Origin of the sequence: Lysobacter firmicutimachus, from assembly GCF_037027445.1 — a bacterium.
GTDB classification, from domain to species: domain Bacteria; phylum Pseudomonadota; class Gammaproteobacteria; order Xanthomonadales; family Xanthomonadaceae; genus Lysobacter; species Lysobacter firmicutimachus.
Genome location: NZ_JBANDL010000002.1, coordinates 933,551 through 955,646 on the forward strand (window position 1 = coordinate 933,551; position 22,096 = coordinate 955,646).

Consider the following 22,096-nt stretch of genomic DNA (forward strand, 5'->3'; position numbering starts at 1 on the left):
GTGGCGGAAAAACATCGAATCCGTGACGTTCATCGCGGCCTGGCTGCGGCCGTCGGCCGTACGCGTCGGTGCGGTCGCGCGGCGCACACAGGGGGCCGCGCGATGCCGATGCAGACCGTTTGCGGCAGCGAGGTTTGCGTTGTTTGCCCGCCGGGGGGGGCGAGGGTGAACCACGACTGAGGTCCGGTCGCAGGGCCGGCCGGCCAAGATCGGCGCATGACCTAAGATCGGGTCTCAGTCCCGATGAGATCGAGCAAGACGGTCATGATCCGAATTCTCCTTGGCGCCGCGGCGATGAGCCTGTGTCTGGCTCTGTCCGCCTGCGCTACCGGCGCCGGTGGCGGCGTGGCCGAGCTGTCGCCGGTATGCGCGCAGCAATACCAGCAGGCCTCCGAACAGTCGCGCGGCGTCGGCGAACAGCAGCGCGCGGTCTACACCCACTACGTGTCGCCGAACTGCCGCGAGGAACAGGAGCGACTGGACAAAGCGCAGCGCTGATTCGTCGCGCCGCGCGATCGATACAGGGAGCCGCCGCTGCGCGCGCTCGGCAAGCGCGTGGGGGTGCTCCCCGTCGCCGAGTCGAACGGCGCAGCCGGTCAGATCGAACGCCGCTGCGCCGACAGCCGGATCTCGCGCAAGGGGGCGCCGCCGTCGACGAACAAGCGCCCCTGCGGGGTCAACGCGGCACGAATCCGCGCCAGCGCCCGTTCTGCGGTTTCGGGATGGCGCCCGTCGAGCGCGCCGACGCGCACTGCGAACGCCAGGTCGTAGCGCGCCTCGCCGTCCTCCAACACCAAGTCCTCCACCGCGATCCGGCGAAACTCCAGCCGCCCTCCGGCCAGTGATGCGCCCGATCCGGCCAGCGCTTGACCGATCGCCTTGGCCGAACGGTCGATCGCCAGCACCCGTCCGTCGCCGATCCGCTCCAGCACCGCGCGTGCGGCCGCGCCCGGCCCACAGCCGATTTCCAGCACGCGCAGGCCAGGCCGCAAGGGCAGGGCGCGGACGATCGCGGCCAGGCGGGGCGAGATCGGGGTGGGCATGGCATTCGCTGGCGCGGATGCCCGAAGCGGCGCCATCGGAACGCTGGCCGCCCGATCGGAGCGGCGCAGCGTTCGGGCCCGGGCGGGGATCAGCTCACATGCGCGGCCCGGTGCGCGTGGGCGCGCTGGGATCCGGCGGCTGCGTCGCTTGCTGAGGCGCTTGCTGAGGGGCTTGTTGGATGCGCGCCTGCTGCTCTTGTCGGTCGACCGTCGCCACCGCCTCGTTGCGCAGTTCGCGGCCCGGCGCCGCGGCGGCGGCTTGCTGGGTCGCCTGGCGCAGCGCTTCGCGATCGCCGCCCTGCGCGGCGGACAGCATGCGATCCAGACTCTGCGAGATGTCCTGGGCCGGGTTCGGTGCTTTGGGGACCGGCGGTTTGGGCGGCAGGTCGCTGCTCCATCCGAACTTCACCATGCCCGGCTTGTCCGCATCGGCGAACGACCTGACGCCGTCCGGCTTCCAGGTTTCCTTGAGCACCGCGCCGGACTTGGTGTAGTACTCGGACAGCTCCTGGGCGTTGTTCAGCACCGCCCACTTGCCGCGATTCACGAACGCGACCGGGAATTCGCCCGGCTTGGCGACGGCGCCGACGAATCCGCCGTCCTTTTTCACCACCGACGCTTCGTGATCGATCATGTAGCTGGGAAAATTGACCTGCGGGCCATGGCGGATCACGTTGTGCTCGGTGTCGCGGAACGGGCGCCTGCCGTCGACCTTGGCCACTTCCTCGTTGATCTTGTCGATGATCTGCTTTTCTTCCTTGGAGCCGACCAGCGGGGTATGCGGCCGGCCCGCGCCGCGGAAGGTCAGCATGTCGTGCATGTCGTAGTCGCCGGTGAACGGCAGCGCCTTCCAGTCAGGCTGCGCTTTGAGCGCCGACAGCGACTCGTCCAATCGGTTCATGTCGAGCGGGTAGATCTTGTCCTTGACCTGATCGCCCAGCCCGTGGCCGCTGCTGAGGTAGAGGCCTTTGAGTTCCCCGCTGGCCTTGTCCCAGTGGCCGACATAGCCCTCGATGCCGGCATCGCGGACTTTCTGCAGCATTTCGGCCGAGTTTTCCGGGTAGGCCTTGGCGATGGAGGACGGCTTGATGGTCTTTTCGAGGATGTCGTGCCCTTTCGCCGCCGCCCCCTGATCCAGTGCGGCCAATGTCGCCGCACCCGCCGCTCTGAAGCTGACGGCGAAATTCCCTTTGCGCGAGGCCTCTTCGATCGCGGCGCGGTGTTGCGGCGTTACGAACTCCCGCTCGACCTGGCCGATCACATCGTTCTTGTCGTTCTTTCCCATCGTGTCTTCCTGTTTCGATTCGGCTTTGAGCGTGGCGGCCGGCGGAAAGTTCGGCGATCGCCGCAGCGACGCTCCGTGCGGAGCGTTGGGTTCCGGTGCTGGTCGTGGCGATGCACGGCGAATAGAGCGCCGCAGCAGCGATATCGGAGCGCCTGATCGCGCGCCGGCCATGCGTGGTAGGACGATGCTCTGCATCGTGGTCCGTAGGGGGCGCAGAATAATCTTTGCGATCGCCGTCGTGGCCGAACTTCCGCTCACGCGCCGCATTTCGGCAAGCGACGCGTGTTCCGATCGCGAGACGCGTCACAAATCGATTCGACGTCTGCTCGGGCAGACGGGCGATCCGCGCCGGAACATCGGTGTCCAGGCGCAGCGCTCGGCGGCGGCCGATTAGAGAGCGCATGCGCGCGCCTCGCATCGTGGGAGGGGCGAAGATTTGTTCCGGCGCGATCGATGCGGGTGGCGAACCGCGGTCGGGGGCGTAGCGATCGGCCGGCCGGTACCCGCGCCGCTCGAGCCCCCAGGAACCGGCCCATCCGGCGAGGTCGGCTCCATCCCTCCCCCGAATAGTCTGTCTGTGCGGCTATCCGTCCGCACGTCCGAGTTTGGGTCTGGGGGCCTTTCGGCGGACAATGAGCCGATTCCTCCGCGCGGGCCGCGGCGTCGCGTCCGATCTGGCCGCTCTCGCCGCTCCCGATCCGGCTCGGCGCCCCGGCGGCCGGCTTGCGGGGAAACCCCAGGGACTTTCGTAAATGGCTGATATTTTGAGAGAAACCATCGATCCCGAGGCGTTGAAACTGTCGGTCGCGCCGATGATGGATTGGACCGATTCCGTTATTAATCATGGGTTTAAGATTGCATTGGTGTGCTCTTGGTACAGCTCCGGCGCATGCGGTGCGACCGGTTCGGTGTAGGATTCCCGTTTAGTTAGCCAATGGATCACATGCATATGCTGGCGAACTCATTGATCGCTGATGGGGCTCATAGCAGCCTGCTTGAAGGCGTGTTTACTGCTCCGCCCATCGAGCCCCGAGCCGAAATGTGCGCATACGAATCACTCTGGCTTGGTCAGGGAGCGTGGTTTGCCAACATCGCCACCCTCTTTCGAAACCATCCTGGTGCCGTGCCATCGGAGTTGGTCCCGTCAGCGGAGATCGACTCGATCTGGTCGCGCTTAAAAGGCTCGCTTGGTGACCAGCTTGAAGACGTAGGGATCCGAGTCAATGGTGCGGGCGAGTACCCGGCGAAGCTAAGGGACGCCGATCACCCTATCGAACTAGTCTACTTCCGAGGCGACTGGTCTTTGGTGGATACGCCATGTGTAGCTATCGTTGGTACGCGTTCGCCAAGCGATGAAGGAGCGGCCAACGCCGGGAGAATCGCAAAGGCCCTTGTACGCGAAGGCTTCACTGTTGTATCTGGGCTCGCGAGGGGAATTGATGCCGCCGCACACAGAGCGGCGATTAGCGCTGGAGGGCGGACAATAGCGGTAATTGGAACCCCTTTGTCAGAGGTCTATCCAAAAGAAAACGCCGCACTCCAGGCGCAGATTGCTGAGCAGCACCTAGTCATCTCCCAGGTTCCGTTTTTACGGTATAGCCAGCAGCACTACAAAGCTAACAGCTTGTTCTTCCCTGCGCGGAACGTAACGATGTCGGCATTGACGCAGGCAACGATTATCGTAGAAGCAGGTAATACATCAGGCACTCTGGTGCAAGCTCGTGCAGCGCTGAATCAGGGACGAAAGCTATTTATCCTTGAAAGTTGCTTCCGAGATCCGAAGCTCACTTGGCCTTCAAAGTACCAAGCTCAGGGCGCAATGCGCGTTCAAAACGTCACTCAGATACTTGAGGCTCTCAAGGATGAGACAGGTGGATTTGATGGCTCGGCTGACAAAAATTGAACAAGGATTTGGTCGGCTCGACGCAAGTGATTCATGTTGGCATATCGGAGAGTTCCAGTCCCATGGCGGATGGAGCGCCGGAGAGACAAATCAGCAGATTAAAAATCTCAAGATCGAAGTTCCTGTTCCTCCCAACCGCAAGCGATATAAAGACGAAGCTGTGCGGTATTGGGGTGGAAAGCTTGCCGAGTGTCTTAGCGCTGACGCCATTCGCCGCGATGTAACTTTTGTCCCTGCTCCTTGCTCAAAGCCCGTTGGTCACGCCGAGTACGACGACAGAATAAGGCGTGTGCTTGATGATCTTGCTGGGCGTATCGGTGTGTTAGATATTCGCGAACTTGTTGTCACGCATACCGAGCGTCAGGCACAACACAAGGGCGAGCATAGAAGTTCACCTGCGGAGCTTCTGCAGACGCTTAGACTCAATCCGGCTGCGCTACAACTTCCATTGCGACCAATCGTTTTGATACTTGACGACGTTTTTACGCAGGGGAGTACGTTCCGAGCGCTGAAGACACTCATCACACCTGTGCATGGTGTGCAAGAAGTGGGGGGGATTTTCTTGGCGCGAACAGTTTGGCCCAAGCCGCCAGAAATCGTTCTGCCCGTGTTTTAAGCTCGAGAAAAAGCGCCGAATATCCGGGGGGCGAATTTCGCGCTTCTTTGGTGATATCGCTAATTGGGTGCCTGCGCGACGGATCAGCCGCAGCAGCGCGTCCTGACTTGGGAGCGTCGACCTGCCGACGACTATGCTTTTCGCTGGTTGTCCCACCAATCCGCAACGTCGCGGATGTCTAGTACACCATTGATCGGTCGCGGTGCATCGCCGCGGGAAACCCGATTCTGGACTGCCTTCAACGTTAGATTCGGCAGGTATTCGTTGCGGAACTGTTCCAGCGTCATGCGCGGGCCGTAGTGGCCATACAGAAGCCAGAACGTCGATTTCTCAGCGGCAGCCATTTGCCGCCTCCTCATTGGGTGGCATGACACGCGTGCTCTCTACCGCTCGCTGCAGGTTGGCCAGGAGCGGGAACTGCCGCAAAGGCGTCGATGCGCGATCTTGAGCCGATTGGGTATTGGTCATCGAGCGGACGCTAGACGGGTAGTAGAACTGTCCGACAGTAGTCAGGCCGAGGAACAACTCGACTGTCGTGGTGTCTGCCATCACCTCGCGCCACTTGCTTCCGAGGTGCCAGGGGGAAGGAGCTTGCATCGCTGGCGCTTTGCCTTTAGGTTAAGTATTCTGTACCTTATGGGCCGAAAGGTGCCTCGTCAAGGCCGGGCAGGAAGGGAGGTGTGCTACTTGATGCTCTGAGCCATCTCTGCCAGCAGTGGCGGCGACATGCTCGGCGAATCGGCCAGGACTTTGTAGAGGAGCGCTATGGCGCGGGCTTCGCGTGGAATGCCAGTTCGATCAGGCGCGATAGCTTTAAGGATGAGCTTGAGTCGGTCGACGTCGAGTTCACTTGATCGGACGGTGGCGCGTTGATCGCCAGATCCCGTAGCCAGCCACTCGACGGAAAAGCCCGTTACGGCTTGAATTGCATTGAGGTTCGCGTGGCTTGGAGAGGCAATGCTGTCACTCTCCCATTGACTTACCAAGCTTTTGCTTATCTTGACCTTGGTAATGTTGGAAATGCCTGCCGCAAACGCTTCTTGCGACAAATTACAGTCTAGGCGTGCGTAACGAATCCTTGCGCCAGTCGTTCGTGGATGGGCGACTGCGGCGGTGCGGAGAGGACGCTTAGTCATAAGTTGCCGATCTTGTTAGAAAAAGGTTTATTAAAACGTACCTAAGACAGGATATCTTAACCTATCTATACGTCACCGATTTGCGAATTCCATTGAGGAAGGGATGGAGTCTTAGGTGGTCCAAACCTCGCTACCAATCATCTGTTCCTACATGCCTATAGCGCTTTCTAGAAGCATTCGTCTAGTGAGATAGGTCCGATCGTTGGCAAATAGATCGCGGCTAAGCGGCCCTAACTTAGGTCGCTACAAAGGACGAGTTGGTCCCATGACTTGGAAGGAACATCTGGGTTGAGCGAGCCGCCTAGCTGCCGGAACACATTGTGACGTACGGCACATTTTCAATTCGGGCGCGTAGCCGCTCGGGCTGACTGAGCGGCCAGCATTTAAGTGATGAGCATTGGTGGCATGCGCAGTGATCATTCTTGGCATCCTGACGGCCTGCTTAACGCCGTCGGAACCGCATGAAACTTTTAGTGTAGACGGCCGACGGGTGAATCATTGAAGCTCGCGACAGAAAGAAAGGGGGAGGCCCCCTGAAGAAGAACGAGAAAGGATTTCAAGTGAAGGACACCGAACGCAGCACCACCGTCATCCCGCTTCCTACGCGCCTCAATGTCACCCGGATTCGGCTGGGCAATATCTGGCTTACGGCTTCCGAACTGGTGCGAACCATGGCCCACGCCGAACGCAGCGTCAGCGATGCGCCTTATGTCCTGATGCTCGACTCACAGGGAGACGTTCATGCGCTGCAGTCCGGTGACGCGGACTACGCCACCAGTGTTGGCGCGGACGGATTTGTCTGCACCCTGGACGCGACTACTCAGGTTGACCAACTCGCGGCCAGTTTGCGTGCAGCGGCGCTGCGCCAGGGGGCGCAGGAAATCGCATGAGGGCGCAACGGCGCTATGGCAGCTCGTTGATCCGGAAGATCGAATCGACCGATCAGGTCAAACGCGAACGGGCAAAGCGGCGTGATGTAGAAGCGATGCACGGCCGCGCGCTAGTTCGCTGGGCGAATTTGATGGCTGTTGCAGGTCGCCCGGAACTGGCCTTCCTCCTTCACGTGCCGAACGGTGGAGCGCGCTCAGCGTCAACTGGAGCGGAGCTGAAGCGCCAGGGCGTTCGCAGAGGCGTCTGGGACTACTTTCTGCCCATGCAGCGCCGCCCTGATGAAGCCATGCCTTACGCGGGCCTCTGGATTGAACTGAAGGAGCCTAGTGAACGTCGATCGATCCGCGGTGGACTGTCCCCTCAGCAAATGGCGTTCGGACGGTTCGTTCATGGCCATGGCTTTGCCACAGTGGTCGCTTACGAGTGGACCGAGGCTCGCGATGCACTAGCGGCTTATTTGGACGCTCAGGTAGTGCCGTTTTTTTGGTGTCCATTAGGTACAGAAAACTTAACCTAATCACGGTCGGGTAATGGCTTTGACTGCCAGAGCCGGTCGAGTGATTCCACGTCAAAGGAGTGTCTTCGTGCACAGCGGAAGAAAGGTACGGGCAAATGATGTGACCACCACTCTCCCAAGGTCTGAAAGGGGGCGGGCATGAGCGGCTCTTTTATGACGCGTCCAGAGCGGTCGACCCAACGTCGTCAAGGCCGGGTGCTGGTGCAGAAGGTGAAGGCCTCCGGGGGGTGCTTCTGCTGCACCCATAGGGACCGAAGCAGCGAAGCGTGGGGGCGCGCGCTGTGCGGAAAGGAATCACCCGCCAGATTCCTCAAAGCCGGATGCGACTTCGATCCGGAATACAGCCGCATCTATGGGCCGGAGCAAGTCGAATGACGCCTCCCCAGTCTCATCCCCTCCGGCGCCGCAACGTGGCAAAAATGCTGGCTCGGCTGCATCCCAAAGGTATTACGGAGCCTTTCAACGGCGCGCGCAGTACCGCCCCGCAACGCGAGACCGCGATGGACATTGCTGGCGCATTGGGTGCAGCGGGGCAAGCCGGCCCCGCTCAGCGCCTTGCGGTCCATGTGCTGTGCTTACGGTGGTGGCCCGGGTTGTTCGAAGGCCCGGCCCGCGTTGTGGGTCACCGCACGGTGTTCCCGACCAGGCCGAGTTGGTCTTCTCCCCGCGCCAGCCTACGCGTACCGCGTGATCAACCGGCGCCGATAGAACGCATTCCCGTAGAGCGGCCCGCTGAGACGTCGGTGTTCCAGCACCTGGCGGATCTCGTTGGTGCTCGCATCGCGAGCCGAATTCGACGTGATCGTTCGCGACAGGACGAAGAGTTGATTGAGAGACTGTCTGCGTGGGTACATGGGGGCCCGGCGTCGCCTCTATCGGAAGAGCGATATGGCACGCGCGAATGCTTGGACGACGCGTTGGCCGAACGGGTGCTCGCGCCGGCCTTCCTCGGTGCTTGGTCGCGCGCGGTGATCGAAGAGTTCCGCCGCCCGAACCACTGTTCATCGTGCCATGGCTTCGGCGAGCGCCTACAGCTCATCGGCTTGGGTGGCAACCGCGCCCGCGCGGAAGTCGTCAGCTGCGAGCAATGCATTGGCCAGGGCGTCGTGCCGTGGTCAAAGAAACGCCGCGCGCGGCAGCTATCGATTGGCGAACACCCATACCGTAACTTCCTCAACCCTCATCACGAAGGTGCGTTGGCGTTGCTGCGCGAGTTGGAGCATCGGGGGGCGGTCTTGCTGTTGCGCCACCTGGGCACGGACGGCTCCACATAGGGCTATGGCGATCGACGAAGACCCGGCGGACGCCGGCGGCCGATCCGGGTCTCCCCGCCGCAGGGCACTGCGTAACAGCAAGTCGTTAGTCGCACGCCAAGCGTTTCTATCCGCAACGCGACAATCGCCGCCTAACGGTGGTCGGAAGCAAAGGAAGCTCGCCGAACTCGGCGCCGAGATCCTCGCAGTGCGACCCGCACGCCATGAGGTGGCGTTCTTGCACTCCGCGTTCTGCCGAGTGGGACTGCCCCGATCGCTGCCCGAGGGCGACGTCTTTGAGCGATGCAGTGGAAACGTGGGCCTGCACTTGGAGGCGGGCACCCTTTGGGACGGCACGAAAGACATTAGGCCGGGCATGCCGTACGGCACCCGACCGCGGCTGCTGCTACTGCATCTGATTCGGACTTACCTGCATACGCACCACCGGACCATCGACCTGAGCATGACGCTCCGGCATTTCATGACCCAGACGCTATCCATAGACGCTAGCGGCGGCGAGCGCGGCGGCGGTACGTCGTTCAATGAGCAACTGAGAGCTCTGGCGGCCTGCCGTCTGTGGATTGGGTACGCCGCGGCGTCTGCTACCAGCCGTGTCCAAAGTGCCGATGGCTGGGTATCGGTGTTTGAAGACTTCGCCGTTGAGACCAAGAAATCGGACCCGCGCACGCCGTGGCGAAAGACGATCACCCTCTCGCGCGAGTTCGTGGCCACCTTGCGTGAGTCGGCGGTACCGCTCGATATCCGCGCGCTGCGCGGCATCCAAGACAGCGCGTTGTCTTTGGACGTTTACGCGTGGCTGGCGCACCGACTGCATCGTTTGGAGCATTCGGTCGTCCTCCACTGGGCCAGCCTGCGCGGTCAGTTCGCGCACGAGTACGACGACAAGAAGGCATTCAAGAGGAACTTCAAGAAGAGCATGCACGACGTACTGACCGTGTATCCGCAAGCGAGTGTACGCCCGGTCTTTGGTGGCTACCTACTGCTGCCATCGCCTGCGCCTGTAGGTGTTCTGGAAAAGGATGAGGCCTTTGCGGCGATGAGATAACGCGCCTTCAACCTGGCTGGACGCCCGCATCGACGGATGAGGTGACCGCCAACTTTTTTGCGCTGTCCAAGGCGCATCACCATCCTCTGCGCGGCGTGCTGCGCGGAGGCATTGTCGTGGGTGACATGAAGATCGCGTTCGCCGAAGAAGCAATGACGTGCAATCCTAGGAAACTGTGGAAAAATCTGGGGATATGCTGTGAGTTTAGCGATGAATCAGGACCCCCAAGACGATGAATTAGGACCCCCGATTTGGGGGAATTAGGTCCCCTTCAATGCGATGAATTAGGTCCCCCCTAAAGCTTGTAGTTTTTGCTTGTAGCTTTTGCTTATAAGCTTTGCTTGGTAAGACAGCGCCGTTTCTGTGGATAACTACGGAGGCGACGCGGACGAAGCGAAACAGCGTTCGACGACGGCGGCGCATAGGCGTTGGGTAGGAACTTCTCGCGTGCGCGCCGAGGTCGCTACCGATCTTGAAGATCATTAGGTTCAGAATACTTGACCTAGCGCACCCGCATCCCCTACGCTTCGCCACGCTGGGTTGATTACGCCTCCCCCTCTACCCAGCACCGCCCACTCCCAAGCCTGGGATGGGTTCCCCCCGAAGCCCCCGACCGCCCCCCTCGGTCGGGGGCTTCTTCATTTCGGCCGCAACGGCCGCCTTCCCCAGCGCAGCACGCTACCCGCCAACGCGGTGCGGCGAGCGCAGCGCGTTACCCAGGACGATTCCATGCTCCGTTTACCGGCCACTCCCATCGCGCTGGTGCGCGAAGTTATCGTGCCCGCGCTGGCTCACTTTCCCGCCGCATGGGCGAGTCGAGAAGCCATTGCGCTGCTGGTGGCCATCGCCATCCAGGAGAGCAACTTGGCCACTCGCCGGCAGGGCACGCCGACGAAGCCCGGCCCCGCCCGTGGCCTATGGCAGTTCGAAGTGGCCGGGGCGAGTGGTGTCCTGCAACACCCTGAGTCCCACGCGCAGGCAGGAGCGCTCTGCCGACAAGCCCATATCCCCGCCAGTGCGGGAGCGGTGCATCGCCGCGTCGAAGTGGATGATCTGCTGGCCTGCCGATTCGCGCGCCTGCTGTTGCGCACCGATGCAGCGCCGCTGCCGCCAGCCAACGCGAACGCGGAAGCCGAGGCGTTCGCCTACTACCTGCGCAACTGGCGTCCAGGCGCGGCGCGCACACCGCAAGGGCGCGCGAAGTGCGCGAAGCGCTTCACGCGCGCTTGGCGACTCGCTCTGGAGGCCGTGGCATGAGCGGTCGCTCTACCCAGACCGCTGCTGCGCTCACCAGCCAGGTCGCCGCGGCATCGGGTGCGGCGACGGGCGCGACCCTGCTGGTGCTCGGCATCCCGCTGGAGGCTCTGCTAGCTGCACTGATCGGCGCAGCGTTGAGCTACGTCGCGCGTCCTGCGGTGTCGCACTCAAAAATCCCAGTGCGCCTGCTCGGCATCGTGTCCGACGCCCTGATTGGCGGCTGGCTGTTCGTGATCGTCGTGAAGTTGACGCCGCTCCACCGTTTCGGCGTGGCCGAAATCCCCATCGAAGCGGGAGCGGGCTTGCTGGCGCTCCTGTGGCGTGTGCTGCGCGTGTGGCTGCCGGCAAAGCTAGACCGCGCCTTCGATGCGGTGCTGGCGTTCTGGACGCGGGATCGTGGTCAAGACGGTGAGGGAGGTTCGCAATGATGGCGGTGCTGTCGGTCGTCGATGGCTTGGCCTGCGGGGTCATCGCTTGGGTCTGCGGCGCGCTGTTGTTGAGCGCACACGGCGACCGTGCGCGAGCGATCGCGGTCAACTTCGGGCTCCTGATGCTCGCGGTCGGCACGGTCGCCTTGGCCTTCCTGCCTTCCGCCCAATCTGCCGAGGCGGTATGGGCGCTGCGTGCCGTCAAGTTGGGTGGCGCCGTGGTCGCGGCGGATCTGTACGGCCAACGCCTGGGCTGGGCCGCGCAAGCGCGCGCTGTGTATGGCTGGCTGGCGAACTGTCTGATCCAGGCTCGCATCTTCTGGCGTCGCGTCCGCACGTGGTCTGCGCGCCCGCGCTCCGGCGGTGCAACGTGATCGCGGCCCTCGCCGCTGTCGCGACGGGTGCAGGTCGCTGGGCGGTGATCCTGGCGCTGGGGCTGCTGGCGAGCCTGTCACTCAACTTGTGGCAATGGGAACGCGCGCGCACCGCGCAGCTGCGAATCGAGAACCGCGCGCTGGGTGCGGCACTGACCACGGTCCAGGCCCTCGCCACCGACGCCACGCGCGACAACAAGGCGCTGCTGGCCGAGCTGGACGCGCTGATCGAGCGTGGCCGAACCACGCGTGCCGTCTATCGCCACGCAGCCACCCAAGCGCCTCTGCACGCGCAGTGCGCGCCGGGTGCGGAGCGCATTCAAGCCGTCAACCAAGGGCTCGGGCCGTCCGAGTCCTCTCCAGAGAGAGTGAAGTGATGCAAAAGAACACAGTGGCCACCCCGGTCGAGACCCATGTGCTGATGCTGATGGTGAAACCGGAGGGCGGCGAGAGGACAATGGGACACAAGCGGCCGGAGACCGGGCCAGCTCCGACGTTGGGCCATGGCGTAGCGAGAGCGGCGCAGGCCGAGACATCGCTCCCCATGTCGGCAGTGACCAGCGACCCGAACTCGTTGCCGAGTCCGATTGTCGCGACGTGCGTGGAACTCGGCGAGGAACAACTGATCAGTCATGACCTGATCGATCGCTTGGTCAAGCGTCTGCTGCCGGTGCTGGCGCGCGAGGCGCCGAGCGGCACGGTCACGCCCACCATCAACGCGCTTCCCCCGGTCCTGTCCGCGCAGTCGCCGCTACATTCGGACTTGCAAGACCGAGTGAAGCGGCAACGTGAGATCAATCGACGGCTGCGTAGCCTTCTGGAGCGGGTCGTCGTTTGAACCAGCGCTGTATTGCTTGGGTCGCGCTGGTGATCGCGCTGGCTGGATGCAGCACCGCTCCGAGCGCCGGGCCAACCCCGGCGCTGTGCGATGCGCGCTGCGTCGCTCCATGTGTCGGTGAGCGCGGCGATACCGGTATCCGCTGGCAGTCTGAGCCCGACGACCCGGCCGCATTCGATGCGCTCGGTGAGGCGGTCATCCCGGCATTGACCGAGAAGTTGCGGCGGTGCGAACTGCACCGACGCGCCTGTGAACAATGCTTGCGGCGCTTACACGAGCGCGGCGTGATCGCACTTTAGGCGGAACGTCATGAACGACCCTATCCAAGCCGCGCCCGATGCCGTTCGGGCCGCATACCAAAGGCTTACACCTAAGCGCGCCGCGTTCGCCCTCGCCATCCCTACCGCTCCGAGCTTGGTGCAGGCCGCCGTCAGTGCTGGTTACACCGACAAAGCCGCCAAGGCGAAAAGCAGTGGCTTGGCGCAGCATCCAGACGTGAAGGTTGTTGTGGATTGGCTGACCAGTACGACCCTGGCGGCGGCGCAACTAACGGTCGAAGGCGTCATGCGTGAGTTGGCCGCGCTAGTGTTCGCCGATCCCGCGGCTCTATTTGACCCGAACACGGGAGCGTTGAAGCCGCCCCGCGCTTGGCCAGAGGCGGCCGGCAAGTTCGTTACGGCCGTCGATGTAGCCGATCTCTACGAGGGCAGCGGAGACGACCGAACGAAGGTCGGCGAGGTCCATAAGCTCAAGTTCGCCGACAAGCTGGGGGCAGTCAACACCGCTCTGAAGTTGCTGAACGCATTCCCGGAAAAGAAGAAGGCTGTGACCCATACGCATCGGGTAGGTGTCGTCGTAGTGCCCGCGAAGCAGCCTTGGGGAGACGCGGGAACGGCTGCCCAAGGCTCGGCCGCCCCTCTGGTTTCGCCACCGCTGACCACGTCCACCCAGTTTAGGCTGACTAAATCTCTAATTCGAGACGATAACGGCTCAATTCCAGAATAAACGTCTGTAGCGAATTGCTAGCCTGTAGCCCCTGCTAGCGAAGAGTGGTTCTATTTATGGTGACATCGTTTGGGAAAATCCATTGCTGCAAAGCGTTTCGTCTAATGGACGAAACGCCACGCCTGGACTTTAGCCGGGTCAGCCTCAACATGATGACGGGTAGGCAGACGCAGCTGACCCTGGACACTAATGTGGTCATCAGCATGATCGATTGCTGTAAGACCGATGCCGCTGCTGATGACTCAACACTGAAGAAAAACGGGCTGCTGGAGTTCGTGAATTTTCTGCGTGACTGCAACAGACTGAATCTAGCCTATTGCATAAGCCCTTACTTCGCTCTGATCGAAATGCCTGCTGATCAAGCTGAGGTTGCCGCACAGGCGGTAGAGATTTTTCCTGTTAAGTTTGGACTGACATGGACCGACGCGGAGAATAGCTTGGCGCCTGATCTATCAAAAGTAGGGCGTCGCACAAAAACTGATCGTTACCTGGGGCTGAGGGATGATGAGAGTGTATTTATGTCGCAGTATTATGGCGGCCTTCTTATGCTTTTACTGGTAGCTCGGGATTTTCGCGAGTCGGAGCCATTCGATCAATTCAAGGCGTTCTTGCGTCTGTCGAGAGCCCATCTAGACATCGTTTCATCTCGCATCATCCAGATAGCGAGATTTGTGCTCGCTCCGGCCCAGGTTGAAGGAACGGAGCTCCACGAATTGTGGAAGGACATCGTGTTGAACTTTACTCAGCGCGAAAAGCCACTGCAGCGATACCCATCAAGCTTTCATCAGATGGACAAGGCCGCAATGAACGGTGCTCACGACCTCGTGGTGCTGGACTCAGCCCTTGTCGTGGAGAGCAGGGGATTAGGAGGAGTTGACGCTGATCCATGGCTAGTTACTGGTGATAGGAAGCTCGCTTCATTGGTGCGTGCTATTCACCATGTGGGTCGGGATAGGAGCGAAGCCGGAAAGAGGCTAGAGAGGGATATTCTCGCCCATCACGGCGATTACTGGACAAAAACTGAAATCGAAATTGCGGTCCAACAGCCGCGAATGAGCGGAAAGCTGGATTTAGATTGCCTCAAACGGCAGGCCTTAGCTATCAGGGCGCTCGCTGAAAGAAACACTAGAATTTCGCTCGACTTGCTTGACTCCGCGGTACCGGGTACTCGACGTTCCTTGTGATCCTAACGGTGCAGTCTCAATGGAAAGGCTGTTTCGCAGGTGGGCCTGTTAGAGGAAATGCCGCTGGGGCGACTTTCAAATTACTGACCTATGCAGACCACCTCTGTCGACGACGAGGTGGTTTGGCAGCCAACCGCAAAGCAAGCCGAATTCCTGGCATGCGACGACTTCGAGGTCCTGTATGGTGGCGCGGCTGGAGGTGGCAAGTCCGATGCACTTCTGATTGATGCGTGGGCGCTGGCGCATAACGGTCCCCAACACCCGCAGCACCGCGCGATCTTGTTCCGGCGTAGTTTCCCGGAACTGAAAGACCTGATCGACCGATCGCACGAACTGTATCCAGCGTTTATCGAAGGCGCGGTTTACGACAAGAACGAGCATCGCTGGCGCACGCCCTGGGGTGCGATGGTTGAGTTCGGCTACCTCAATCACGACAACGACCGCTTTAAGTACCGTGGCCGCGCCTGGAATGTCATTGGCTTTGACGAGCTGACGCTCTGGGCTACGCCGGTCTGCTACCTCTACCTGCTGTCGCGCAACCGCACCACGGCGCGCGATCTGCCGCGCTATATGCGCGCCACCACCAACCCCGATGGCGTCGGCCAGCGCTGGGTGATGGAACGATTCGCCATCGAGGAAGCTGGTGGCCCTGCGCGGCTGTCGGTGGAGATGGATTTCGAGGAAGAGGACGGCGCGGGTGGCTACCGCGAGGTAAAGCGAGCATTCCACCGAACCTTTATCCCCGCCAAGCTCGCCGACAACCGTCATCTTCGTGGTACCGGATATCGCGAGACTTTGATGATGCTCCCCCCGGAGGAGCGCGACGCGCTTCTGAGGGGACTCTGGCGCGGCAATCGCGTCGAGGGCGCGTTCTACTTCCGCGAGCTGCAGGCGATGCGTGCCCAGCATCGCGTCGGCAAGGTGCTGCATGTGCCCGGCGTGCCGGTCAACACGTTCTGGGATCTTGGCTACAGCGACTTCAATTCCATCTGGTTCCATCAGCAGATCGGGCTGACGCATCGCTTCATCCGCAGCTACCAGAACAGCGGCTACGGAGTCGATCACTACGTGACGTTGCTGCAAGAACTTCAGCAGCAGCACGGCTACCACTACGGCACGCACTACCTGCCTCACGACGGCGCGCATCACTCCGGTCAGACCGGAAAGACGATGTATCAGCTCCTCAACGAGTCCATGCCAGGGCACAACTTCCAGATCGTGCCGCGCGTCCACGCCCTAATCGTGGGTATTCAACAGACGCGCGCTGCCATGGCGTCTTGCTGGATTGACGACACGGAGTGCGCGGACGGACTGGCTTCGCTGGCCGCATACCGCAAGCGCTACAACAAGATCATCAGCGCATTCGCGGACGAACCCATTCACGACAGCCACTCCAACTACGCCGATGCCTTCCGCCAGTTCGCGCAGGGCTACGACGGCGCGCGGATGGTTATCACGAGTTCGTCGGCCGAATGGAAGCGTAAGTTGGCCTTGGCCCAGCGGGCCGCGCGCCGCAACCACATGACTGCCTGATCCGATTCGATGACCGACACGACCCGCCATCGCGACGTAGCGCGCGAGGTGTTCTGGCGTCTGGAGGAACTGCGCACACGCGGTCACGAGACCTACATGCTCCACGCGCGCCGCCTGGAGGACTACTACCTTGGTGGTGGGCGACAGTGGCGAGCGCAGGATCGCCGCGCCGTCGAGGAAGAAGGCCGACCGGCGCACGAGGTAAACGTCTGCTTGCAGGCCATCAATGCGGCTGCCGGCTATCAGATTCAAAACCGCGTGGACATGGCCTATCTGCCGAAGGGTGGTCGGGCCGACGAAGCACAGGCCAAGGTGCTCTCCAAGGTCATCAAGCACGCCTTGGAGAACACCGAGTATCGGTACGCCGAGACCGACGCCTTCATGGACGGAATCATCCAGCAGCGCGGATACCTCGATATCCGCATGGACTACTCGGATAACGAGGAGGGTGAGCCGCGCATCATTACCCTCGATCCGCTAGACGTGCTACCGGACGCCGACGCCAAGGGCTACGACCCGGATAGCTGGGCCGATTGCACGACCACTCGTTGGCTGACGGCCTTTGAGATCGAGCAGCACTACGGCCGCGCCGCGGCTCAGGAAATCGTGGGGTCGTCGCGCAACTACTGTGACACCGATAACTGGTGGACCGATGTGGGTGTGCGCCGGGAGGGATTCGCTTCGATGCCCCCCAGCTACGCGATGAGTGTGGGCTACTACGGCACGGAAGGTCCGTGGCGTCGCTACCGCATCGTGGATCGACAGGCGAACGAGTATCAGCCGACCTTGGTCGCGCGATGGCCTACGGGTGACCTGCGCATTGTGGAGGGGCTTCCGAGCGAGCATTTGGGCTGGCTGATCGACCAGGGCGTATATGTGACGCGTCGACGCATGCGCCGGGTTCGATGGCAGGTCTGCGCACCGGAGGTCTGCCTGTACGACCAGCTCAGTCCTTACGAGCACATCACGGTCGTTCCTTACTACCCCTACTTCCGGCGCGGTCGCACCATCGGGATGCTGGACAACGCCGTCAACGTCCAAGACATCCTCAATAAGTTCATCAGCCAGTACGCCCATATCGTTAATGCGAGCGCCAACGGCGGCTGGCAGGGCGAAGCCAACGCCCTGGCCAACATGACAGATGAACAGTTTGCCGAGGACGGGGCGCAAACCGGCTTGGTGCTCCTGCGCAAGCCCAATACCCAACCGTTCCAGAAGATCGAGCCGAACCAGCCCCCGACCGGCATCGAGAAAATGATCGAGTTCGCCGCCGGCCACATGCAGGCGGTCACGGCGATCAACGAGAGCTTGAACGGCCAGGGTGGAGCGGACATGAGCGGCGTCGCGATCCAGGCGCGGCAGCACGCGGCGCAGCAAGCGCTGGGCGTCACGCTCGATAACCTGGGTCGCACGCGCAAGCTGGTATCAACCCGAATGCGCAAGCTGGTGCAGCGCTTCATGGGCGGCCCTCGCATCATCCGAATCAGCGAGCCCGACCCGTATGGCGTGGATCGACGCGTTCCGCTTCTGCTGAACATGCCGCAGGAAGACGGCACGATCCTGAACGACCTGACGCTAGGCGAGTACGACGTTACCGTCACCGAGCAACCGTACACCGTCACGTTCGACAACAGCCAATTCGAGCAACTGCGCACGATGGTCAAGGAGATGGGGGTTCCAATTCCCCATCATTTGATCGTGAAGGCGTCGACGTTGGCGAACAAGTCGGAAATTGCGGACGCACTGCGCGAGGCCGAAGGCAAGGCCGATCCGGTGGCCGAGGCAGAAGCGGCGCTCAAGCAAGCGCAGGCGCGGCTGGCGCACAACCAGGCTGTCAGCGAGGCCGTCGAAACCCAGTTCAGCGCGCTGCGTACGGCCGAGATCATTACGACCATCCCCCAAACAGCGGCCATTGCCGACGCGCTGCTGCGATCGGCCGGCTTCGAAGACCAAGACGCCGCGCCCATCGTGCCGAGCGCACTGGCAGGTGGTGAGTCTGGAAGCATCGACCACGCCGAGAACACGTATCCCCTGACGCCCGACAACCCCAATAGGGGATTGACGGCCGGAATGACTGCAACTCCCTAACCTGAAGTCCGACACCTATGCCCGATATCGATCCGACTGACTTGAATCCCCACCGCATCACCGAGGAGCAGCGTGCGGCCTTACATGCCGCTGATCCCGATGCCTTTGATGATGACCTCATCGAGGAATCTGGCGAGGTAACGGTGAGCGAATCGCCGTCCCAGCCCTACGAACCGGTCAGCGTGCCGGAGACCGAGACGGCCCCGCCCGCGCGCGGCTCGGTCCCGATGATTCCGAAACCGCGCCTGGATGAGGTACTCAACCGCGTCTCGGAGCTAGAGCGACAACTGCGCGACCGCGATGCGCGTGACGCCGCGGTGGGCGTTGCCACGCAGGATCGGGACTTCGCTGCGGAGCGCGGTCAGGTCAAGGCGCAGTGGGATGCCGAGATTGCCACGCTGAAGAAGCAATGGGACGATGGCGATCTTGATGCGGACGAATACCATGATCAGCGTGACGCCCTCACCAACAAGTACAGCGAGCGGGGGCACGCGCTAACCGTCGAAGAAGCACGGCACGTCGCAAAGGCCGAACGTGTAGCCGCGAGTCAGCAAGCCGCGCAAGAGGCGGCACAGACGAGTTGGAACCAAAAGATCGCCGAGTGGGTTGCTGCGAACGACGCGTTCATGGCCAATCCGATCCGAAAGAAAGCAGTGGCCGATCTTCTGGCCGAGTTGGATACGCAGGGCGACGGCTCGCTCGACGACGATGCGCTCATCGCGCTGATGCAGGAGCAAGCCTTCGACGCATTCGGGTGGACCGCGCCGGCAGCACGCGCGCCAGTTCCGGCCGTCGACCCACGAACCGTTGCGATACAGGCACGTCATGCGGCTGCGGCGCGCGCGGCGGCAGCGGCATCCGCGGCCCCGCCCCACGTGGCGGGCGGCGCGGGCACGGGAAGCCGTGACCTGATCATCGATCTTGAACAGATCAAGCCGGGAGACTTCAAGAAGATCCCGGAAAGCACCCAGAGAGCTTTACTCGGGGAGGATTTGCCGTAGGAAACTGAGGTGGTGATCGTGTTTTGGCCTGGCCGTTACATGGTTTTGAGCCGCTGGTGGCCTCCTGCAGCCCCGACTTCCGTTTTGGCCAATTTTCTCGTTCAGGTGGGACCCCATCTAACGCTGTGAGACCCGGACTTGAAATAATCGTCGTGCGCGTGATTCCATGCCGACAGTAGCAAAAGGAGGCGCGCATGGGTTTTCTGTCGGATACGGAACTGGACGGGCTCTCGATAGTCCGAATGAATTTTCAAGTGGTTGGCGAGGGGGCGTTTACTCCGAGGCCGGCAATGCCGAGTGTCGAGCAAGCGGATTTTTTCCTCGGCAGGGTGCGCGACATTGACATCTCTGCGGCGTTTTCGTTTGAGCCAACGTCGGAAACGATGGAGATCATACGAGCGATCGCAGCCGGTGATCAAAGATTTGCTAACGGTGCGGTTGCACTGGCTCGTGATTTTGATCGCCAGCATGTGGGCCAGAGTAAAGCGGGGGCATTCTTCGCGTTTGAATTGTCTGCGAACGATCCTGCGGTAAAGCTCTATGCCTTGCTCAAGTATGACTATAGCGAAGTGCTCACTCTTCGCCAGAGCAGTGCGAGAGGGCAGTTGCGTAAGATAGTTCAAGCATTTGTAAAAGATAAGCGTGCGCTGCAAAAATCGGCGCTGATACGTGTCGTAAATGGAAACGTTGAGGCAGAAATATCGGCGACCGACCGCGGGGCTCGTTCGCCGAGCATTACGGATTTTTTCACGCGCTTTTTGCAGGTTAAACGAGAGCGTGATGACGTTGAGTTGAACAAGGCCGCAAGCGACGCATTGCTGGAGATCCTGAACACTGTGCCAGTAGCTCATTGGCCCAGCGGGCGGGCGACGGCGCTATCAACGATGCGAGAAGCATTGCGGACGTCTCGTGAGATTAGTGATGACGTGGTTATCAATGCTGTTTGGGTGGCAGCAGGTCGGCCTAATGACGAAGAGCTAACTGATGCGCTGCGCAAACGAGCGGTTGCAGCGCTGAAAAAGAAAAAAATTTCGGGCTTGAGCTTCCAAACGAACAGCACCGTTTTTAAGGTGGCTTCTAAGCGAAAGATCAGAACTGTGGAAAACGTTCGGATTGAGTTTCCGGATTCGCTCAGTGGAGTGGTCGTAGACACTGCTAAAGAAGCAGATGGCTCCGCTGTTATTACAATCAGAACACAGCAAATTGCGAGTGATGAAGTTGTCACTGAAACCATTGGGAACGTTCGTCAACTTACTTAATGAGGGTGGTCGGGCTGTCGTTTCTGAAAGTCATTTTGCTCAGGTAAGCATCAATGGGCTTTCTTTCGATGACGCAACGCAACTCCTGGCTCTCTTAAGTGGTTTTGGACTAGTAGCCAACATTGTTGATGATGCGGAGCAGGAGTTGGATGCCAACTCGCTGCTGGGAGGAATTGCGCCCTTCAGCGTGACGTTCGCCAAGCCGGAGATAAAAGGTGGAATTGGATTCATCACTACCTTTGCGTTTCAAGGTTGGCTGAAAAATCCGGACATCTCTGGTGTAACCCACGTAGCTGTTGCATGCGCAACCGCTGCATTTGCGACAGAGGCTTTTGTCGTCTCGCCTTGGGAATGGTCGGGGGAATTTACCCCAAAGCCGCAGCGAAAAAGTCCACGCTTGGTTGTAATTATGCGTGGCAGCTCCGCGGTAATTCCTGTGGATATTCGGCCATATCTACTTCACGGCGTGGACGATGCACTTTCGGACGACCCGGTGATGATCGCTTGGAGCGATGCCGCAGCGGATGTATGTGTCGCATCGTTAGCAAGTGAGATCGAAGGTTCTAACGGGAAGTTGACGTTCACAGGGCCGCCCCGACTGGAATTTGACGCGCCCGTGAATGTGGATTCCAAGCGCCTTGTTCAGAGCGATTTTTCGCTCTTACAAGGTGCGGTGCGGTGGGTCTATGCCGTTGAACGAGAGACAGACCTTAAGCATCGTCTGTTTGGACAGGAGTTCTCGCGACTGGCCAATAAGGGCGGAAATTTAGCGGACGAGATGTCCCGAGTTGTCGCCAGTGCCTTAGATGGCGCCAATATTGCGTATGGCTTCAGTGTTCAGGAGATGAGTCGTGAGGCATTAAAAGGCCTTGCTGATCTACGAAAAGCAGTCGCTGATGAAACACAAAAAGCATCAGAGGCAGCTCGGCAGTTGGCTCTCAACGCGGCCGGCGCAGAATTTTATGCGCTAGGCCTTCTCGCTGCGCGGGTAACATCAACAGTCGATCCGTTCATTATCGATTGCATGGCTGCGCTTGGTGTTTTTTACGTAATTGCTGTGCTGTATATCAACTGGCGCTATTTGATTCAGCAGGGCGATCAGCGCAAAGTTTGGAGGGCAAAGCTCTATCGATATCTTACTGACGACGATTACACCGCAATGGTAATTGCGCCAATTTCCCATTCGGAGCGCCTTTTAAGATGGATGATGGTTGTCATTGCTATTCTTTCACTCGTTACGTTTGCCGCTATCTGGGTGATTAATCACGCGGTATAGCTACGCTGGCGATTCGTCCCGCCACTCGCCCGTTGAGAACAACGCTTCCGCAGTGCGTGTCCTGCGATACCAAACGCGCCCCTGGTAGGGCATCCCCGGCCCGCAGCCCCGTCCTGGCTGCGCTTCCGCTTCGACCCGCGACA

General features: G+C 60.8%; 24 protein-coding genes. 20 read left to right on the plus strand and 4 right to left on the minus strand.

Annotation, left to right across the window (positions count from 1 at the left end; genetic code table 11):
• Positions 1–264 precede the first annotated feature (264 nt).
• Positions 265–498 (plus strand): hypothetical protein, encoded by a 234-nt coding sequence (locus V2J18_RS03945; RefSeq protein ID WP_141233458.1) that lies wholly within the window; start codon positions 265–267, stop codon positions 496–498.
• Between the two features lie 98 nt (positions 499–596).
• Here the strand turns inward: V2J18_RS03945 and V2J18_RS03950 are convergent, their stop codons facing one another.
• Positions 597–1,043 carry an SAM-dependent methyltransferase gene (locus V2J18_RS03950; protein WP_064747829.1) on the minus strand — a complete coding sequence of 149 codons (447 nt, stop codon included), beginning with the start codon at positions 1,041–1,043 and terminating at the stop codon, positions 597–599.
• Between the two features lie 94 nt (positions 1,044–1,137).
• On the minus strand, positions 1,138–2,586 hold the full coding sequence (locus V2J18_RS03955; protein ID WP_336131053.1) for a hypothetical protein: 1,449 nt from the start codon (positions 2,584–2,586) through the stop codon (positions 1,138–1,140).
• Between the two features lie 494 nt (positions 2,587–3,080).
• Here V2J18_RS03955 and V2J18_RS03960 point away from each other — a divergent pair, with 494 nt between their 5' ends.
• Genes V2J18_RS03960 through V2J18_RS03970 form a run of 3 tightly spaced genes read left to right on the plus strand, consistent with a single transcriptional unit; the run spans position 3,081 to position 4,847 of the window.
• Positions 3,081–3,242 carry a hypothetical protein gene (locus V2J18_RS03960; protein ID WP_336131054.1) on the plus strand — a complete coding sequence of 54 codons (162 nt, stop codon included), beginning with the start codon at positions 3,081–3,083 and terminating at the stop codon, positions 3,240–3,242.
• A 35-nt stretch (positions 3,243–3,277) separates the two neighbouring features.
• Positions 3,278–4,231, plus strand: a complete 954-nt coding sequence (locus V2J18_RS03965; protein WP_336131055.1) for a DNA-processing protein DprA — start codon at positions 3,278–3,280, stop codon at positions 4,229–4,231.
• On the plus strand, positions 4,200–4,847 hold the full coding sequence (locus V2J18_RS03970; RefSeq protein WP_336131056.1) for a hypothetical protein: 648 nt from the start codon (positions 4,200–4,202) through the stop codon (positions 4,845–4,847). Before V2J18_RS03965 ends, V2J18_RS03970 begins: the two co-directional genes overlap by 32 nt.
• A gap of 131 nt (positions 4,848–4,978) precedes the next feature.
• Here the strand turns inward: V2J18_RS03970 and V2J18_RS03975 are convergent, their stop codons facing one another.
• Positions 4,979–5,191, minus strand: coding sequence for a hypothetical protein (locus tag V2J18_RS03975; RefSeq protein ID WP_336131057.1), 213 nt, complete (start codon positions 5,189–5,191; stop codon positions 4,979–4,981).
• Between the two features lie 339 nt (positions 5,192–5,530).
• On the minus strand, positions 5,531–5,983 hold the full coding sequence (locus V2J18_RS03980) for a helix-turn-helix domain-containing protein (protein WP_336131058.1): 453 nt from the start codon (positions 5,981–5,983) through the stop codon (positions 5,531–5,533).
• A 560-nt stretch (positions 5,984–6,543) separates the two neighbouring features.
• Between V2J18_RS03980 and V2J18_RS03985 the strand changes: the two genes are divergently transcribed.
• From V2J18_RS03985 to V2J18_RS04060, 16 genes are all read left to right on the plus strand, one after another.
• Positions 6,544–6,873, plus strand: a complete 330-nt coding sequence (locus V2J18_RS03985; RefSeq protein WP_336131060.1) for a hypothetical protein — start codon at positions 6,544–6,546, stop codon at positions 6,871–6,873.
• A complete protein-coding gene (locus V2J18_RS03990) occupies positions 6,870–7,391 on the plus strand; it encodes a hypothetical protein (protein WP_336131061.1) in 522 nt (173 codons plus the stop codon). Before V2J18_RS03985 ends, V2J18_RS03990 begins: the two co-directional genes overlap by 4 nt.
• A 905-nt stretch (positions 7,392–8,296) precedes the next feature.
• Complete coding sequence (locus V2J18_RS03995; RefSeq protein ID WP_336131062.1) at positions 8,297–8,665, plus strand: hypothetical protein; 369 nt, start codon at positions 8,297–8,299, stop codon at positions 8,663–8,665.
• 295 nt (positions 8,666–8,960) lie between these two features.
• Entirely contained in the window at positions 8,961–9,710 is a 750-nt protein-coding gene (locus tag V2J18_RS04000) for a replication protein RepA (RefSeq protein WP_336131064.1), read from the plus strand.
• Between the two features lie 729 nt (positions 9,711–10,439).
• Entirely contained in the window at positions 10,440–10,967 is a 528-nt protein-coding gene (locus V2J18_RS04005; RefSeq protein WP_336131065.1) for a hypothetical protein, read from the plus strand.
• Complete coding sequence (locus tag V2J18_RS04010; RefSeq protein WP_336131066.1) at positions 10,964–11,395, plus strand: hypothetical protein; 432 nt, start codon at positions 10,964–10,966, stop codon at positions 11,393–11,395. Before V2J18_RS04005 ends, V2J18_RS04010 begins: the two co-directional genes overlap by 4 nt.
• On the plus strand, positions 11,392–11,769 hold the full coding sequence (locus V2J18_RS04015) for a hypothetical protein (RefSeq protein WP_336131067.1): 378 nt from the start codon (positions 11,392–11,394) through the stop codon (positions 11,767–11,769). The genes V2J18_RS04010 and V2J18_RS04015 overlap by 4 nt, the downstream gene beginning before the upstream one ends.
• On the plus strand, positions 11,766–12,146 hold the full coding sequence (locus V2J18_RS04020; protein ID WP_336131068.1) for a hypothetical protein: 381 nt from the start codon (positions 11,766–11,768) through the stop codon (positions 12,144–12,146). The genes V2J18_RS04015 and V2J18_RS04020 overlap by 4 nt, the downstream gene beginning before the upstream one ends.
• Positions 12,146–12,607 (plus strand): hypothetical protein, encoded by a 462-nt coding sequence (locus tag V2J18_RS04025; RefSeq protein WP_336131069.1) that lies wholly within the window; start codon positions 12,146–12,148, stop codon positions 12,605–12,607. Before V2J18_RS04020 ends, V2J18_RS04025 begins: the two co-directional genes overlap by 1 nt.
• 309 nt (positions 12,608–12,916) lie before the next feature.
• A complete protein-coding gene (locus tag V2J18_RS04030; protein ID WP_336131070.1) occupies positions 12,917–13,612 on the plus strand; it encodes a terminase small subunit in 696 nt (231 codons plus the stop codon).
• 104 nt (positions 13,613–13,716) lie between these two features.
• Positions 13,717–14,796, plus strand: a complete 1,080-nt coding sequence (locus V2J18_RS04035; protein WP_336131071.1) for a hypothetical protein — start codon at positions 13,717–13,719, stop codon at positions 14,794–14,796.
• A 90-nt stretch (positions 14,797–14,886) separates the two neighbouring features.
• The gene (locus V2J18_RS04040; RefSeq protein WP_336131072.1) at positions 14,887–16,329 is read left to right on the plus strand and encodes a terminase large subunit domain-containing protein; all 1,443 of its coding nucleotides are present in this window, start codon (positions 14,887–14,889) and stop codon (positions 16,327–16,329) included.
• 9 nt (positions 16,330–16,338) lie between these two features.
• Entirely contained in the window at positions 16,339–18,417 is a 2,079-nt protein-coding gene (locus V2J18_RS04045; protein WP_336131073.1) for a portal protein, read from the plus strand.
• A 17-nt stretch (positions 18,418–18,434) separates the two neighbouring features.
• The gene (locus V2J18_RS04050; protein WP_336131074.1) at positions 18,435–19,418 is read left to right on the plus strand and encodes a hypothetical protein; all 984 of its coding nucleotides are present in this window, start codon (positions 18,435–18,437) and stop codon (positions 19,416–19,418) included.
• Between the two features lie 194 nt (positions 19,419–19,612).
• Entirely contained in the window at positions 19,613–20,677 is a 1,065-nt protein-coding gene (locus V2J18_RS04055; RefSeq protein ID WP_336131076.1) for a nucleoid-associated protein, read from the plus strand.
• Complete coding sequence (locus V2J18_RS04060; RefSeq protein ID WP_336131077.1) at positions 20,631–21,953, plus strand: hypothetical protein; 1,323 nt, start codon at positions 20,631–20,633, stop codon at positions 21,951–21,953. The genes V2J18_RS04055 and V2J18_RS04060 overlap by 47 nt, the downstream gene beginning before the upstream one ends.
• The last annotated feature ends 143 nt before the right edge of the window (positions 21,954–22,096 follow it).